A 15476-nucleotide genomic window follows, 5' to 3' on the forward strand; every position below is an offset into this window, starting at 1 on the left:
AAGAACAGCCCCACTATCCAGCCCCAATGAAAGGAGGTGAAAGTATGAAACATGTACAGGCATTGCATAACGAATTTTTGGAAACGATACGACCGATCTTACAAGCTTCTGGACGAAACAACGTGTACAAAGTGGCACAGTTTGTTATTCGTAATGTTAGAGGCGGTATTGACGAGATTGAACTAGCTAATCGTATTTCTAATATGTGTGCGAAATCACGAACGATAGCTTTACAAATTTGGATCAGTGATTTAAAGAAAATTCATCAAGAACATACTCACTACCAAATTATTTTGCTGATTAAGTTTTATAAAAAGCGCGCTGCTTTAACGGAACTTGAGAAGGCTTATTATGAGCAGTTACGAAAATCAGAAGTAGAACTTAATGGTGCATAAAAAAGATAACTACAGGAGGTTAGGAAAATGGTTATTCAAACAAAAAAAGTAGCAGGAAATACAATTGTTTGGGACGACGGTTTAGTAAATATTGGGGATGCTCATTCATTCATCGAAGATGCAAAAGTAGAGTTAAATCGCGTCAAGAAAGAAGTAGTTCGTGAACATCAAGTGAAACATATTCAAGAATTGTCGAATCAAGTAAAAATGGTTGTGGCGGATTGGGATAAACAACTCGAAGCGCAGACAGCAGAAGCTAAAGCGCAGCTTAAAGTTATCCAAGAAGAAGAGGATGCTGAACGAAAAGGTGTACGTAATCTATTAGCGGATGAAGTGAGCGTACTAGCTTACCAAGCAAATATATTGAGATCAAAAATGACTCTTGTAACATCACAATTCGAATTTAAGATTTTTATCGATGAGTTATTAGGTGCCCCAGAACAAGTTCGACAAGCATTTTTAGATAATGCAACTGATATTGTCCGTATGTACGATCCTAAAATAGAGATTGCGGAGATTAAAAGTATTATGCAAAGAGTTTCGCTCTCTTTATTAAGTGAGAATGAAAAAATCATAGCAAGTGAACGAAATGAACGGAAGAGAGCGGCTGAGAATCATATCATAAGTGTTGGTGTAAAAGAACTTGCACTTAAAAAATCGATTCAGAATCTAGTTACTAATATTGACTGGGAGCTTATAGCAGCTGATCAGGCGGAGTAAAAGAATTTAATGATTTTATTGCAAGTTTTGTACTCATAAATAGGCTGTAGTCGTTGATACAACAGCATTCTTAACAGGGGGGTGGGGGTACGTGGCAAAAAGAATCAGTAAGCCGCAGCATATCCGACAAGTTTTAGGACAACAAATCAATGGATTGCTCGAAATTGAACCAGGAACCACGAAAGAGCGCATTGATATAGCTCGCGCAATAGCGTATTTAAGTAGCGTAGCGTTAACTGCTATTAACGATGGTGAGATGGAGGAACGCATTGCTGCATTGGAAGCGATGGAAGAAGAACGACACCAAATACATTGATAGGGGGGGATATTATTAAAAATTTTTTATCGAGATTAAAACAATTAGAGAAACGGTCTTTTGAGCGTGATGGGGAATGCTATATGTATTTCCCATCGTTGGATAAGGAGTATACGTTTTCAGAAAATAGATTTCATGAAATGTTTGAAAGTGCTATGAAGGACAAGCCTAATAAAGATGCGTTATTGATGCTTCAACATTTTAAAGATGGCCATGAAGATCACGCTGGATTAGTACATTTATTGAATGTAAGTTCCGAGGGTTTGTGGGGTGAAAACGATGTTTAAGAAAAGAATCCTAAAAATTGAGCAAGCGGCACGTGAACGAATGGGCAACTATAAACCAGTATTGATTTTAGACTTAGAACAGTACCAAGAAATTCAAACACAAATTGATGATCTTAAATATGATGCTCGTGGGTGTGCCGAAATTATACTTACAGATGGTTCCAAAAGATTAGTACACCGAACAACTGTTTACATCATTGATGACATACCAGAACACGAAGAAGTGCTTTATATGTAAGTTGTATGTCATAAAAATAATAATCACAAAAGTGAAATAATACTAAAGGAAGTGAAAAATATGGCAGTAAATACAACAATGACATTAACTGACCGTGTTACAAATACGCTCAATAAAATGATGAAATCCATGAACAGTACTATTCGTGCGATGGAACAGATGCATACAGCTTCTAGTAGCAGTATGGATATGCGTAGTTTACAGCGTGCTAGGCGTGACATTGAAAGTGCGAATGCTAGCTTCGATAGATTGCGAGCAAGTGCTCGCCAAGCCGGTAGTGAAGGGCAAAACGTTGGTAATCGTCTTAGGAGTGGTTTTAGTGGTGCAAGCGCAGGGGCTGATGCAGCCACCAGTAGCGTACGACGGCTACTTGTAAGTTTCACAGGTTTTGCAGCTGCGTACTTGTCAATTCAAGGTATTGCTAACGGATTTAATAAGTTTACTCAAGCGTCGGACAATTATTCTAATTCAAATGCCCGTTTAAACAATGTTAATGATGGACTACAAACACAGGCACAACTACAAGATAAAATATATAAAGCTTCACAGCGTAGTTTGAGTTCTTATAACGATACGGCCGCTAGTGTCGCGAAACTAAATCTTTTAGCTAAAGATGCTTTCGGGAGTAATGACGAAGCCATTCGCTTTACAGAGTTAATGAACAAGTCGTTTTCAGTGTCTGGTGCTTCAACACAAGAAAAGCAAGCAGGTATGTATCAATTGACGCAAGCGATGGCGGCTGGTCGACTCCAAGGTGATGAATTCCGTTCTATTATGGAGAATGCGCCATTATTAGCCCAAGCAATTGCTGATTCAACTGGGGTTGGTATGGATGGACTCAAAAAGATGAGTTCTGAAGGTACTATAACAGCAAATATTATCAAGTCAGCACTATTTGGTGCCGCAAAAGATATTGAAGACAAATTTAATAGTATGCCATTAACATTTGCAGATGCCATGACAGTTTTTAATAACTGGGCACAAAAAGCGTTTGAACCGATGTTTATTCGATTCAGACAATTTGTTAACTCGGATGCGTTTGGGGTACTTGCAGGACATGCAATGATTTTTGTGAATCTATTTATTTCAGGCCTATCATTAGTGTTTGATACTTTAGAAAAAGTTTATAACGGAGTTGCTTCTTTTGGGGATATGTTACAAAATACATGGGCTTTGATAGGTCCTGTTATTCTGACCGCGACAGCAGCATTAAGCTCCTATTTGGCAATTTTATTGGTATATAGAGGAGTAATGATGGTAGTAGCAGCTTACGAAGCAGCTAGAACTTTCGCGTTAGGTGTAATGGCTGCGGCTTCAATGCTCGCTACAGGTGCAACATTAGCTCAAACGGCAGCTGTCTGGGGGTTAAATATGGCATTGCTAGCCTTTCCAGGCACATGGATTTTAATAGCTTTTATTGCAGTGATAGCGATAGTTGTGAATGCGATGATTATGTGGGAAGAACAAACTGCTGAGGTTATAGGTGCTATTGTAGGCGGTATTTCTTGGCTCGGCGCAGCCTTCTACAATGTTTTGATTGGTGTAGCTAACTTAGCTATTACTGTGGCTGAATGGTTCGTTAACACGTGGAATCAAGCTATTTATTTTGCACAATTAGCATGGATTGCATTTAACTTGATGGTTAGAATCGTATTGGATGCTATAGGGAATAAGGTAATCACTACCGCTGAATGGATTGCAAATACCTTCAATGATGCAGTGTACGGCGTGCAGATGGCGTTCTATACGATGGGTACCATGGTGCTAAAAGTTGTGGGTGGAATAGCAGATGGAATTTTCAATACCATAAATAGTGCGCTAGGAGGAATATCAGATCTCATTAATGGCGCAATCGGTGGTGTGAATTCATTCATTGGTTTACTTAACGGTGTATTGGATACGGATCTTTCTACAATCGGTACAGTAGATTTAAAGATGAGCAATGGCGCCTCAAATTTTGCTGACAAATTTCAGAATCTAATTGATGCACCGACAAGAGCTAACAAAGTGGTTTTAGATCGAATGAATACAGCACAAGATTATATGAATAGCATAACAATGCCTTCTGCTCCAGTAAAAAAGCAATTTGAACGCTTAGAATATGAAAACTTAGGTGATGTGTATGCCAAGGGTAATAAAGCAGGACAATCGCTTTCAATGGCAGGTAGTGAAAAATTAGGCAAGTTGGTTGATAAAGCTAAAAATTTGTTTGGATTAGGAGAAAAAAGGGAGAAGAAAATCCTTTTAGTGATAAAGCTAGTTTAATGGATAACGTTATGAACACAGCACCGTCAGAGTCAGGTCTAGCTGCAGCTGGTGATCCAAATAAGGGTAAATTAAAGGGTGGTAAGTTGGATACGGTTGGAAAGATTGAAGATAAGATAAATCTAGCCGACGAATATCTAGAGCTATTCAAAGATATCGCAGAAGGTAAGGCGATTAACAACATCGTGTCACTAACACCGAATTTACAAGTTAACAACACCTTTGAGGACACTGCAGGTAGTGTGTTGAGTAAAGTTCTGAATAAGATTGGTGACTTATCAAATGTCGGGGGCTATGCAGCAAAGTTAAACGACTATGTTTCACAATCATTGAATGCACTATCTAGACATGATGTTGTTGTATCAAAAGAGGTACGCGAGAAGGTTTCAGCTTCACCTATTATGAATAGTAGTAAAACGGTTGTACAACATATTAAGAGTGAGCCAAAGTTCTACTTCACAGGCGATATAAATGAAAAAGTGGACGTTGATGATGTAATCAAAGAAATTACTCGAAGTTTAAAGAATGATCAACAATTTAGAGTGGATGGTGTTTATGGATGACAGTAAATAAAATTATTATAGAAGCACATTCCAATCCTAAAGGACTGTATCAAGTGCGTTGGCAGGTAAAAGGTATGCCGGACGGAGTAAGTGATGAAATGCTTGATATGGGGCTATTTGAAGCTTATCACGCAGCGCAAGCAGTAAAGGAGAACTTGAAAATGAAGCACAATATTGTTTTGAAACCAAAAAACATTATAGTAATAATCAATGATGTAAAGAAGCTTGCTCATCGAGATAATAACAGTATGATTTGGCTTACAGAAAAAGGGTGTATTTAGCGTATTTAAATAAAAGAAGCAGTTATATTACAAACAAATCTAGCTGCTTCTTAATTCAGTTGAAGTAGTTATGCTGAAATCGCATTAAAATAGCTGCGGTGTTTACAGCACCACATCCTAGGAATTTCCATGTACACGATAAATAAATTATAGCATATTTTACCTACCCTAAAATACAGCGAACACAAAATGTGTAGAATTATCAACGGTTTAACGAGGGTACAAAATGGACTAGCCCCACTAGGTAGCCCCAAAGAGATGAAAATTACCCATAAAACGTAGGTACTTTCATCATTTATTAAGTAACTACATTATAGTATAAGGGCTCAAAACGTTTGACAATTAATAACAACACAATAAAAAACAGTAGATAGGAGCAAAGAACATGGCAAAAACAAAAGTAGAATTCAGTTTAACAGATACAGTAGATGCATTAGCGGATATCCGAGAGATTTTAGAAAAGGCTCACTATACTCAACAGCTAGTCGAAGAAAAATTTTTCGGTCGCTACGATGTTAAAGAAGATAAGTCGGTACAAGCAGGTATCATTCATGATTACCACCGCTACTGCGTTTTCAATAGCATAGTGAGTGACAACCTTTATCATGCCGAATCGCTACTAAAAGACTTATTGCATACAGTTAAAATATCTTTGCAAGATAGCTGATTCATAACACTTTTTAAATCAGGAGAGGGGAATTGGATATGATTAAGAGTTTATTTGAAGGTGTAAAAAACGTTAAATATGTAGGTGAAGCGGAATACGACATAGTTGGCCAAAATGTAAAAATGAAAACAGTTGTTTTAGAGGAGCTTTATAAGGATCGTTGGAACTCACTGGCGGAACGCACAAATACCGCTTCATTCATTCGTATGACAGGCAAACAACCAAAAGACTATGCGGAGGTGCAAGAGTGGGTTAAGAGTTTAACTTCAGGAAAAGAAAAAAGCCGTCGCGGGAACGACAGCTTCACAATTTCAGTCGGCTAACTGAATTAATTATGGTGAAATTATAACACAAAAATAGAGGTTGTCCATAATTGGACAGCCTTTCAATTCATTATGTAGGTACTATATCCACTTGTTAAGTAACTACAGCGAAAGGAGCTATTACAATGTTTTGTGTCATTCAGAAAATACAAAAGAAAAAGCCTGATGAATACGGTTTTCCAAAGGAATTGTTAGTTGATATGGACGTTTATACAGTTGATGGCGAAGAGATAACGGTATACACCCACCACTTTGGAGAGGAACGCTTTGAACGTCCTATACTGGATGCCTACAAGATTAGTATTCATCATTCATATAGAGAAAATGGCAAGGTTAAAAAGAAACAATGGGCGATCTGTACAATGAGTTATTATGAGTTGATTGAATATAGCGTTGAGGATAAAATCATTCATTCAAAACTTGAAGCAAAAGTTTCAGAAATGGGCATTTCAAGAGGCAAGCTATTTAAAATGATTTACGATAAATTAAATCCCATTGAGGAAGCAATAAGAGCAGAGTACGGACAAGCAGAAGAATACAAGGTACACCAAGAACACATGGCTATTCTAAGTACGCATAGAAATGTTAGGAATGAGTTTGAAAAGATATATGGAAGCGGTACTTACAACCGAATTTATGATGTGTTTGGCGATGTAAGAAACAAAGAGTACCTTGAGCAGTTGATAGCTGATAAAGGTGCAGCTGATGAAGCAAGGAAGGCCCAAGAGGATTATAAAAGACGTAGCGAGGAAGAATTCTTTAAAAGATTCAATCGCGATTATGGAGGTTCTAGTAGTAGTTACTCAACAGCTTCTAATAGTAACTACAACGAAAATGAAAAAACTATGTTAAAAGAAATCTATCGCATGGCATCCAAGAAGTTTCATCCTGATGCTTGTGGCGATGATGGCAGCAAGATGAAATTTCTTACAAAGCTAAAGAATCAGTGGGGATTATAACTGGAAGGCACTTTCTACGATGTGAGTGCTTTTTTCTGTGTAAATAATTTATTTTCATGTCATAGTTGGGAGCGAAAAGCTCATGGATGTTTTATTGAAAATCGATTCTAATTTCTGTGTACTTAATGGCTACTTTGCTAAGAATGAGGTGTTTTTATATACCCAAATTTCTGTCAAGGAACATAACGTGTACCAATCATATCTTATAGTGTCAAGCTTTTGACGTGATTATTTGGGTGCGAAGTTTGAGTTAGTATTAATACTGTTCTGATTTTTAGTACTAAATTTAACAAATAGCTTATCGGTGTTTTATTAGACTTTCTCACGTTCTATATATTAAAAAAACTCATAATATTGTCGGTAACCGACAGGGATATTGTCGGTAACCGACAGGGATATTGTCGGTAACCGACAGGAATATTGTCGGTAGCCGACAGGAATATTGTCGGTTGAAATGTCGGATATTGGAAAGGTAATATTAAATTAACTCGAGTGCAAGTGTGCTATAGCAGATTTAAAGTAATAAAAATCTTTTTACACTCAACACAAAAATCTGTTCTTTCATCAAATGTCATCCACGACTTTTAGTGATGGACCACAATTTAAATATCGGTACCGGTTGCGCAAGTATAAGTAAGGTTGTTCATCTTAATTATATTAATAAACAATAAAATATATTAAAGGGGTTGTTCTAATGTTTCGAAAAACAGTTGCCATGTCGTTATTAGTAGGTTTATTATCTTCAGGTGTAGCTATAAATAATGCTTCCGCAGATTCGGATGTTATTGGACCAAGTGGAGACTCTATGGATGATGTATATATTCCGCTTGAAGAACAAAGACAAAACCTACTTAAAGATGCCACTTCTAAAGAAGATGAAATTAGAATTAATGAACGTTTTGATGAACATGAAGCTCTTGTAAAGAGAATTGAAAGCGGTATATCTTTATTTGGTTCAAATACTGAATCGGGTTCACATAGTGTGCCTTACTTTAAACAGGCGTATAGTTATTATTGCGGACCAGCGACAGTAAAACAAACACTTCAATTCATTAATGGTTCTTCAAATACCCAGGATACTATTGCTTCAGGAATAGGAACAACTACAGACGGAAGTAACCTTGCTAACATGGTAACCTATATTAATAAAAATCAGAGCAAACATTCCTATATGGTTCATAGTAGTCCGGATGAGGATCTCATTCGAGGCATTCCTGAATATGCAGTTAGAAATGGTTCTCCTGCAATTCTTAGATTAAAAATTGCTAAAGGTGGTAACTGGACATATACATCAAGTGGGCATTACATGAATATGTCAGGTTATAGTAATTATGGTAAGAGCATCCGGGTGACAGATCCCTACATTGGATGGGTTAACGCATCTAGCACTGGATCTTACTGGGTAACAAGTAATGAAATTTATACAGCTACTAATAATCACTTCGCAAAACAAATCGCATACTAGTAATTATTTGCTTTTCAAAACTAAAGAGGTCGAGCTAACTCTACTTCTTTAGTTTCTTATGTTTACTACTTAAAAGTTGCAGTGAAGAATGGAGTTTTCTTATGAAAAAAATATGCCATTTAGGAATCCTAATTTTGATATCATTTTTGCTGTCTGCGTGTTCTTCAGACAGACCTATGGATTCTACAACCGAAAGCACCGTCTTAAATATTCCGCTGAAAATAGACAACGATGCTGAAATAGTTTTTTTTAATAATGAAAATTTATATTATTTCACCGATGAAACTAATGACGAAAAACCAGACTTGGCAAAAAAGATTCTTCATGAATATAGCTTTGCAGATCAGAAGAGTAATATATTAAGTTCATATAATGATGTTTCAATTTATTCTGGCAGTAAAGTTTTAAATGGTAATAATTTATATCTATCACTTACTCAGAATAACAATAATATACTAGCAGAAATCAACTTAAAAAATAAAAGTTCTAAAATAATAAAAAAGTGGATTACTAATCCATCACTTGCTTATGTTTATACGTTGAAAAATAATGTAATTCTATTCGGTCCGAACTCATTGGATGAATCAAGCATTGAATATTCTATTGATGCATTTAATCCTGTTAATGGAAAAGAAGAAAACGTAGTAAAGAAGGAAATAAAAGACCAAAAAGGAGAGATACTTCCTAGTTTAGATGTTGACGGAGATTATATATATGCATTTTCTATTACAGCAAATGATGATGAACATGAATATAATATTATTAAATATGACTTAACTGGAAAACAAGTTAGTATTTATCCTTTTGATCTAAAGGCTTTTTTAAAGCCATCTAAAACTTTAGTTGATCAAGATGATGCTATTTTTAAAATATATAAAGAAAAAGAGTATTTTATTTTAAATACACTAAATGGAAGAGTATTCATTTTCAAACTGATTAATAATAAATTACAGCCAGTTGAGATACCAGATGCTTTTTATAAAGAAAATCCGTCAGGGTTTCGTTTTATAGAATATTATGAAGGTGAAAGTGATTTTGCATATTTTTATAATACTTTTGAAAATAATAATGTAATTACTGTTTTTAACTATCTGTCAGAAGAAATTACCACATTGAAATTCCCAAAAGAAAATAGTATTTATAATTATTTTAGAAATGCTACAGGGGATTTAATAGTTAATAAAAGAACGGAGCAAGGTTTGAATAAATTTAATTACTATGATTTTGAAACTTTATTAAAAAATTATGAAGTAGTACATTAAAGAGTGTTTTCTTGTACGACCAAGTTGTATGAGGACAATGAGGACATTTTATTCTAATTTTGGCCCTACTCCAAAATCGGTTCTTGCTAAAAAAGAATACAAAAAAACATTTGTATCGTAAGCCTTAATCAAATAATAGGTGCACCTTCTCAGTACATACGATGAATGGTCATCTATCTGAAATTTTTTCAGATAAACGGCTATTCGTTGTGCGTACCAAAAAGGTGCGCTTTTTTATATTTCGGGCTTACTGTTTATGGGGAGGCTACTTAAACTAAAGCGAAAAAAGTAAATATTTAATGAGTGATGAGTTTGAACTAGAAGAAATAACTTTGCTTTAAGTGGTGAGTTGGAAGAAGATACTTGTAAGGTACTTCGGTTTAGAAGAACCTTTAATATGATGTAGTAACCAGAATGGTGCTGACACTAAAATAAGAATGATAAAAAATTCCTCACCCATTCCTGTACACACGCTCGCCATATTTTATGTGTTTCTAACAGCCCCAACTTAGCCCCAACTCGCCCCAAATTAATACTTTATTATGCGTTGTCTTGCGTATTTGAAAAATAAACTAAACCTAATTAAACGTTGATATATTAATGTTTAACACTTCTTTTAAACTGTAGTATGCAACCTCATTAATTTACTGGGAAAAAAATACGCCGCCTAAATGGTTATCCTAATATTCACGAAACACTCATGTTAAATATGAGTGTTTTTTTATTTACAAACATTGATATATCAACGTTTGTAGCAGGTTATCTAGTCGGAATATTTACATGCCATTCTGACGGAGAAGGGTAGAGAAAAGCATGTACCCAAAAATGTACCCCAAATTCATCTTTTTTAAATTTCCTAGTATTCTTGAAATGAACTTAAAGTAATGATTTCATCCACTAAATTAGATGCTTGTATTTCATCTTTTTCAAATGAGTGTGCGTAAACTTTATAAATTGTTTCAGGCATATTACCAACCAAAGCTGCAAATGTCGAAACAGGAATGTTATTTGATAGCTGTATCGTAACAAATGTGTGCCGTAAGTAGTGAGGGGTAAAGTGTGTTATATTTTCTCGCTCACACAGTAAGTCTATGATGCGTTTCAAATAGCGTTCACCAATTGGCTCACCTACATACGTAACAATTACATATCCGTTTGGATTACGAAATTTATAAGCTTCCATGGTTTTGTCATACCACTCTTTATAATTCATTAAAATACTTTTGATATTTTCATGTATTGGGAATTTTTTGACGATATCATTTTTTTTATGATGAATTCGGCACACATTCAGTGCTTATTTTTCTTCTGCTTTTTCAAAATAAACGATTTCACGCAATCTTATGTGATGTAATTTTCCGTTTACAAGAAGAGTAACGTGATCGATAAAAACATTATCTAGAGTACCTATCAATTTGCCGACAGTTGTCGTGATGACAATCATTAACCCTTTGTGTTGAATCAAATGCTCAGTAAATTTAGGCTCAACAGCTGTCGTGAACATAACATTTTCAGGCATTACCAGAATTTCATTACTCTTTACGACTTCATTCCAATAATAATACGGGGGTGGAAATGAGACATAGGTTTGCGGATAGCCATAGAACACAAATCTATTCATATGTTGCATACTCCTTTGTCATAAGTAGAAAATCATTTTTTTAACATATGACAAATACCTATGCGGTGTTCCAGAACTAATGGATTAAATTATGTGGACTAATCGAGGGGAATTGGACAGTAAATGATGGTGAATAAGATAAATGTATTTCCAAGAGGGACTGTGAGCCAGCTAAGTAAATTGGATAAATTTTGTGCAGTGAATAGGTGATTAAGTGATCAAATTGTTATTCCTTTTCGGAGGGATTGGTGCTGATATCAAAGCCTTGAAAAATCTAGGTGTAGAAGTAAAAACGATTGATTATGTTGAGTGGAAACATAATCGAGTAAAAGCTTATATCGCAATGAATCCATTCAGATACAATCCACCAGATGTAAGAGGCTGAGACTTGAAGCCCGACATTTTAGTGCATGGCACACCTTGCAAAGATAATAGCGCAGCAAACTTAAATGATGATAAAGGCTGTTCTGAACTGATGCTCCAAACAATTCGTATTATTCGAGAAATGGGCGAATGGAGACCAAAAGTAGATATCTGGGAAAATGTGCGTTGCGCGTTATTTAAAAAGAAACGTCCGATTTTTAATGATTATTTACGTGATATGTAAGCGTTAGGATATACAAATTCTTATCAGGTATCTAATGCAATGGATAGAGGTATTCCACAAACGAGAGAACGGGTATTATGTATAAGCATACTAGGGAATAACGTTTTCGATTTCAGCAAAGTTAAAAAGAAAACGTTGAGACCAATGAGTGATTTTAAGCAGCCTGATGATGAAATTAAGAATATTGAAAAGTACGTTGTTTATATTCCATCGATGTTAAGTCGTTTAGAAGATTTAGCTACACCAGAAGAAATTGAACGTAATAAATCAAAGTTCCGTTATATAAAAACAATCACTGATGTTTGTAACACCATTACAGAACGTACAGATCGTTGCCCTAGTGTTGGTGTATTTAAAATGACTGATGGTCGTTATAGATATCCAACAGAACGAGAGTGGTGGAGATTGATGGGATTCGATGATGTGGATTATGATTTAATGCTTAAAGAGTTTCCGCAAAAAGAAAATTGTCGTAGCGCTACGCTATATGCATTGGCTGGTAACAACTTTGTTGTACAAGAGTTAGAGACAATATTTGAAGTAATCATAAATGAGGATTACGCAAAGGACTTAATTGCAGATACAACAGGGTAGCTACAGATGATTTATTAATCGATAAATATTGTTCAGTAAAGAAAGGAGAAATGAAGATGTTAAAAATGGACGACAAAGTAGAGTACGAAGGTGCTATAACAACGTGCTTAGGAGACGAATTTAAGTTTATGGGTATTGGTCCAGTAGTTGTTGAATTAGAGGGTTTTGAAAGATGGGTAAATGTAAAACTTCCTAAAATCATAATTAAATTAGAAATTTTAAATAGTATTCCAGTGCTTGATTATGACAATGATAGAGATGACCTTTATACAGTAACATGCATAGATAACAACGAAAACCGAGAAAAGATAATGCACTTAGGTTACAAAGATGAAGATGTTGACAGGTTTGTTGCAGAAGAAGGCTCTATTGAAATGACACACTTTGCATGGAAAGTTGCCAACTATGCTCAGTTAGGTGACAGCTTTAATGGTTAATCTGTAACTGAGTAATACACATCTTGAGGAACGTGTCAGATAAAATTGTGCAGTAAAAGGGGAAGATAAATGGAATTGGCTAGAACATTGCCCAATGAGAAAGTAATAATGCTATGTATCCATTGTGACCATGTTTCTCATACGTATAACTTTAAATGCCCTTGTTGTGGAGGAATAAAAGAGTACCATTTCTGAAAGAGAATAGTTTTTACAGATTTTGATGAAGTATTGTGATAGAAGTTGATTGTTCATAAAAAACAGCACCTTTACCAAGATGCCGCATGATGTACTGTAAAAACTAATCTATTATTTCAACAAATTCAAGTATGTTTTGTTCAATATATTCATTGATTTTTCTAACTGTCAGCGGAACTGTAGTTTCAAAAATGAAATGAAGTGGAGGAATAGAAGCTTGAAGTTCAATGTCTTTGTCTAGGCCCTCACGTGTGATCGTAAAGTTTTCTAATGTAATCGGATAATTATGTTGTCTAAATACGAGTTCAATCTTTTCAAATAGAGAAAGCAAGGATTCATCCTTAAAATATTTAGCACTTGATTTAAGAGCTAACCAACTTTTAGGTTGAGCATAGTAATAAGCACTCCACCAATAAAATTCAATAAGAGATTTACTTGCATGATTAAAATAGGTAGAGAATATAAATAATGCTCTTTGACCTTTAGATAATTGCTCGTAAAATTGTTCTTTAAATTGATTAAGATTCGTTTCTTTTGATATTCCGCTTTTATAAAAATCAATAAGTGGTTCAAAGCATTTTTGACTAAGATCGGGCAACGTTAACGAGTTAATATCTTGCTTTTTAAATTTCACCAGTAAAATAATATCACACTCCTTTCTTAATTATATTACATCTGGAATTAACATATGTAATTTTTAATCCATTAAGTCACAGTTCTATGGAAAAGAGAAGTAGGAGGACAAATAATGAACTAAATGTTTATTTGAGTCTTATATTATAAAATAGTTACATTCTCAACTTTCAATCAACATAAAAAATGAAATGCAAAGGCATAACGTAAAAGTTACTGAACAATATTTATCAAAATGTGTAGTTGTAAAACGAAAATTAGAAGTGAATCCAGATGTGATAGCTGATTTTGTATTGGGTCCCTTCACTTATAAAGAAGGGACCCCGTAGATATTAGTCTGCTTCTATTCGAATAGCTTGAATATCCTGACAGTCAACGATAATTGTTGAACCAGGTTCTGTCGTTGGATCATTAAAGAATGCACAACAATCTTTTGGGTCAAAGGTAATAAAAACAACATCTTCTATAACCTGACCTCCAAATAAGAAGAGATCAACTTCAGTTTGAGTTTGCAAGCGTCTTAATTGATTACAAACACAACCTTTACAGCGATTGCTGGATTGTTTTCCATGTTTATCACAGCAACCAGAATTAGGTCTATTATTTATAGTATTGCCCATAATGAATACCTCCTTTTCCATTTTATTAAGGTAACGTTTACCTTACTTTATTAATATATGAATAGAAAAAGAAATTCGATTGGTAATTTGTCTATTAAGTAATGATTTAATTTTACAAAAAAAGAAAATGGTTACTAGTCCATTTTAAGATTTCATTAATGTACGTTAGATAAAAAATGTGCAATAAAAAGAACAGCTAACAATTAAGTTAACAGTTCAAAGGGTTCTTTAGGAAGTAGCTTATTCTTATTATTTGGCGTCCATATCAACACTTTTTACTTGATAATCTTCTTCGGAAGTATCTACAACAGCAGATATTTTCTTATTCTCATTACCAACAACATGACCTTCTAAATATACTTCATGTCTTGCTAATTCACCTGAAGAGCTAACTTCATCTATTGTAACATCACTATTGTTTTCGTTTTTAATATGCTCGATAGTAACTTGTATTGCTTTTTCTTTAGTTTTTGGCCAATCTTCTTCGCTAAATTCTTTTGGTATACCACAAGCTGATAGAGCTAGGACAATAATTGCAATACCACCAAAAATAGATAAAAATTTAAATCGTTTGTCTTTCATTAAAATTCTTCCTCAATTCATGTTTCTTTTTGTTTTTCAACAATAGCAATTCTATAACTCAATATTAGTATTAACAATTGAATTTGGATTACATGAAACTTATAATTTTGTAAGTTTTGGTATTAATAATATGCAAGTAATTACTGAACGATTTGAGGATTGTCTGTAGAAAGATTTTTTGCAAAAAAAAAATGCGGTAATTGTAATCTACCGCATTAAATTCTCTTTAAATTTTATTGCTTCATTCGCAATTCCCTTACGATATAAACTTGGATTAGAAATTATTTTTTCTACAATTTCGGAGTTTTCTTTTTGATTATGAGTAAATTCTATATTTTTTATTTTAAATTCAATTGAGTTGATTTCATAATTCCGATCCCTTCGGTATCAAGGGCTTTCAAACAATAAAAAAAGGGCACCTCCCCATTTTGGTATAATTTAAGCGA

At 34.5% G+C, this 15476-nt stretch carries 20 protein-coding genes and 1 pseudogene; 16 read left to right on the forward strand and 5 right to left on the reverse strand.

The window, feature by feature from the left end:
• Positions 1 to 44 precede the first annotated feature (44 nt).
• From ACIQZG_RS20925 to ACIQZG_RS20985, 13 genes are all read left to right on the forward strand, one after another.
• Positions 45 to 395 (forward strand): hypothetical protein, encoded by a 351-nt coding sequence (locus ACIQZG_RS20925; RefSeq protein WP_402757507.1) that lies wholly within the window; start codon positions 45 to 47, stop codon positions 393 to 395.
• A gap of 27 nt (positions 396 to 422) precedes the next feature.
• Positions 423 to 1115, forward strand: a complete 693-nt coding sequence (locus ACIQZG_RS20930; protein ID WP_402757509.1) for a hypothetical protein — start codon at positions 423 to 425, stop codon at positions 1113 to 1115.
• Positions 1116 to 1206: 91 nt separating this feature from the next.
• Positions 1207 to 1431 carry a hypothetical protein gene (locus ACIQZG_RS20935; protein ID WP_402757510.1) on the forward strand — a complete coding sequence of 75 codons (225 nt, stop codon included), beginning with the start codon at positions 1207 to 1209 and terminating at the stop codon, positions 1429 to 1431.
• Between the two features lie 83 nt (positions 1432 to 1514).
• Positions 1515 to 1718 (forward strand): hypothetical protein, encoded by a 204-nt coding sequence (locus ACIQZG_RS20940; protein ID WP_402757511.1) that lies wholly within the window; start codon positions 1515 to 1517, stop codon positions 1716 to 1718.
• The gene (locus tag ACIQZG_RS20945) at positions 1711 to 1956 is read left to right on the forward strand and encodes a hypothetical protein (RefSeq protein WP_402757513.1); all 246 of its coding nucleotides are present in this window, start codon (positions 1711 to 1713) and stop codon (positions 1954 to 1956) included. The genes ACIQZG_RS20940 and ACIQZG_RS20945 overlap by 8 nt, the downstream gene beginning before the upstream one ends.
• Before the next feature lie 60 nt (positions 1957 to 2016).
• Positions 2017 to 4221 carry a tape measure protein gene (locus tag ACIQZG_RS20950; protein WP_402757514.1) on the forward strand — a complete coding sequence of 735 codons (2205 nt, stop codon included), beginning with the start codon at positions 2017 to 2019 and terminating at the stop codon, positions 4219 to 4221.
• Positions 4221 to 4784 carry a hypothetical protein gene (locus ACIQZG_RS20955; RefSeq protein ID WP_402757516.1) on the forward strand — a complete coding sequence of 188 codons (564 nt, stop codon included), beginning with the start codon at positions 4221 to 4223 and terminating at the stop codon, positions 4782 to 4784. The genes ACIQZG_RS20950 and ACIQZG_RS20955 overlap by 1 nt, the downstream gene beginning before the upstream one ends.
• On the forward strand, positions 4781 to 5065 hold the full coding sequence (locus ACIQZG_RS20960) for a hypothetical protein (RefSeq protein WP_402757518.1): 285 nt from the start codon (positions 4781 to 4783) through the stop codon (positions 5063 to 5065). Before ACIQZG_RS20955 ends, ACIQZG_RS20960 begins: the two co-directional genes overlap by 4 nt.
• A gap of 385 nt (positions 5066 to 5450) precedes the next feature.
• Positions 5451 to 5732, forward strand: a complete 282-nt coding sequence (locus ACIQZG_RS20965; protein WP_402757520.1) for a hypothetical protein — start codon at positions 5451 to 5453, stop codon at positions 5730 to 5732.
• Between the two features lie 38 nt (positions 5733 to 5770).
• Positions 5771 to 6055 (forward strand): hypothetical protein, encoded by a 285-nt coding sequence (locus ACIQZG_RS20970; RefSeq protein WP_402757521.1) that lies wholly within the window; start codon positions 5771 to 5773, stop codon positions 6053 to 6055.
• A gap of 125 nt (positions 6056 to 6180) precedes the next feature.
• The gene (locus tag ACIQZG_RS20975) at positions 6181 to 7014 is read left to right on the forward strand and encodes a hypothetical protein (protein WP_402757523.1); all 834 of its coding nucleotides are present in this window, start codon (positions 6181 to 6183) and stop codon (positions 7012 to 7014) included.
• A 694-nt stretch (positions 7015 to 7708) separates the two neighbouring features.
• Positions 7709 to 8479: a C39 family peptidase gene (locus ACIQZG_RS20980; RefSeq protein ID WP_402757524.1), complete on the forward strand. Its 771-nt coding sequence runs from the start codon at positions 7709 to 7711 to the stop codon at positions 8477 to 8479.
• Positions 8480 to 8580: 101 nt separating this feature from the next.
• A complete protein-coding gene (locus ACIQZG_RS20985; protein ID WP_402757526.1) occupies positions 8581 to 9741 on the forward strand; it encodes a hypothetical protein in 1161 nt (386 codons plus the stop codon).
• Between the two features lie 856 nt (positions 9742 to 10597).
• On the opposite strand, the gene ACIQZG_RS20990 is transcribed toward ACIQZG_RS20985, so the two are convergent.
• Together ACIQZG_RS20990 and ACIQZG_RS20995 are read right to left on the reverse strand one after the other, a co-directional pair.
• Positions 10598 to 11029 (reverse strand): tyrosine-type recombinase/integrase, encoded by a 432-nt coding sequence (locus ACIQZG_RS20990; protein WP_402757528.1) that lies wholly within the window; start codon positions 11027 to 11029, stop codon positions 10598 to 10600.
• Between the two features lie 9 nt (positions 11030 to 11038).
• Entirely contained in the window at positions 11039 to 11362 is a 324-nt protein-coding gene (locus ACIQZG_RS20995; RefSeq protein ID WP_402757530.1) for a DUF2642 domain-containing protein, read from the reverse strand.
• A gap of 214 nt (positions 11363 to 11576) precedes the next feature.
• Here ACIQZG_RS20995 and ACIQZG_RS21000 point away from each other — a divergent pair, with 214 nt between their 5' ends.
• The 3 genes and pseudogenes from ACIQZG_RS21000 to ACIQZG_RS21010 all read left to right on the forward strand — a co-directional run bounded on the left by ACIQZG_RS21000 (position 11577) and on the right by ACIQZG_RS21010 (position 13000).
• Positions 11577 to 11747, forward strand: a complete 171-nt coding sequence (locus ACIQZG_RS21000; RefSeq protein WP_402757532.1) for a hypothetical protein — start codon at positions 11577 to 11579, stop codon at positions 11745 to 11747.
• Between the two features lie 21 nt (positions 11748 to 11768).
• Positions 11769 to 12563, forward strand: a pseudogene (locus ACIQZG_RS21005) (DNA cytosine methyltransferase).
• A gap of 56 nt (positions 12564 to 12619) precedes the next feature.
• Positions 12620 to 13000: a hypothetical protein gene (locus ACIQZG_RS21010; RefSeq protein WP_402757534.1), complete on the forward strand. Its 381-nt coding sequence runs from the start codon at positions 12620 to 12622 to the stop codon at positions 12998 to 13000.
• A 298-nt stretch (positions 13001 to 13298) separates the two neighbouring features.
• Here the strand turns inward: ACIQZG_RS21010 and ACIQZG_RS21015 are convergent, their stop codons facing one another.
• The 3 genes from ACIQZG_RS21015 to ACIQZG_RS21025 form a co-directional block, all read right to left on the reverse strand.
• Positions 13299 to 13829, reverse strand: a complete 531-nt coding sequence (locus ACIQZG_RS21015; protein WP_402757536.1) for a hypothetical protein — start codon at positions 13827 to 13829, stop codon at positions 13299 to 13301.
• A gap of 331 nt (positions 13830 to 14160) precedes the next feature.
• Complete coding sequence (locus ACIQZG_RS21020; RefSeq protein WP_402756964.1) at positions 14161 to 14448, reverse strand: hydrolase; 288 nt, start codon at positions 14446 to 14448, stop codon at positions 14161 to 14163.
• A 249-nt stretch (positions 14449 to 14697) separates the two neighbouring features.
• Positions 14698 to 15030, reverse strand: coding sequence for a phosphoglycolate phosphatase (locus ACIQZG_RS21025; RefSeq protein ID WP_402757538.1), 333 nt, complete (start codon positions 15028 to 15030; stop codon positions 14698 to 14700).
• Positions 15031 to 15476: the final 446 nt, after the last annotated feature.

The organism is Lysinibacillus sp. NPDC096418 (genome assembly GCF_044762775.1).
In the GTDB taxonomy this organism is placed as follows: Bacteria; Bacillota; Bacilli; order Bacillales_A; family Planococcaceae; genus Lysinibacillus.

Bases quoted from the DNA above. Each gene is read 5' to 3' on its own strand.
- ACIQZG_RS20925 (WP_402757507.1), top strand. From the start codon at position 45: ATGAAACATGTACAGGCATTGCATAACGAATTTTTGGAAACGATACGA.
- ACIQZG_RS20930 (WP_402757509.1), top strand. From the start codon at position 423: ATGGTTATTCAAACAAAAAAAGTAGCAGGAAATACAATTGTTTGGGAC.
- ACIQZG_RS20940 (WP_402757511.1), top strand. From the start codon at position 1,515: ATGTATTTCCCATCGTTGGATAAGGAGTATACGTTTTCAGAAAATAGA.
- ACIQZG_RS20945 (WP_402757513.1), top strand. From the start codon at position 1,711: ATGTTTAAGAAAAGAATCCTAAAAATTGAGCAAGCGGCACGTGAACGA.
- ACIQZG_RS20950 (WP_402757514.1), top strand. From the start codon at position 2,017: ATGGCAGTAAATACAACAATGACATTAACTGACCGTGTTACAAATACG.
- ACIQZG_RS20955 (WP_402757516.1), top strand. From the start codon at position 4,221: ATGGATAACGTTATGAACACAGCACCGTCAGAGTCAGGTCTAGCTGCA.
- ACIQZG_RS20960 (WP_402757518.1), top strand. From the start codon at position 4,781: ATGACAGTAAATAAAATTATTATAGAAGCACATTCCAATCCTAAAGGA.
- ACIQZG_RS20965 (WP_402757520.1), top strand. From the start codon at position 5,451: ATGGCAAAAACAAAAGTAGAATTCAGTTTAACAGATACAGTAGATGCA.
- ACIQZG_RS20970 (WP_402757521.1), top strand. From the start codon at position 5,771: ATGATTAAGAGTTTATTTGAAGGTGTAAAAAACGTTAAATATGTAGGT.
- ACIQZG_RS20975 (WP_402757523.1), top strand. From the start codon at position 6,181: ATGTTTTGTGTCATTCAGAAAATACAAAAGAAAAAGCCTGATGAATAC.
- ACIQZG_RS20980 (WP_402757524.1), top strand. From the start codon at position 7,709: ATGTTTCGAAAAACAGTTGCCATGTCGTTATTAGTAGGTTTATTATCT.
- ACIQZG_RS20985 (WP_402757526.1), top strand. From the start codon at position 8,581: ATGAAAAAAATATGCCATTTAGGAATCCTAATTTTGATATCATTTTTG.
- ACIQZG_RS20995 (WP_402757530.1), bottom strand. From the start codon at position 11,362: ATGAATAGATTTGTGTTCTATGGCTATCCGCAAACCTATGTCTCATTT.
- ACIQZG_RS21010 (WP_402757534.1), top strand. From the start codon at position 12,620: ATGTTAAAAATGGACGACAAAGTAGAGTACGAAGGTGCTATAACAACG.
- ACIQZG_RS21020 (WP_402756964.1), bottom strand. From the start codon at position 14,448: ATGGGCAATACTATAAATAATAGACCTAATTCTGGTTGCTGTGATAAA.
- ACIQZG_RS21025 (WP_402757538.1), bottom strand. From the start codon at position 15,030: ATGAAAGACAAACGATTTAAATTTTTATCTATTTTTGGTGGTATTGCA.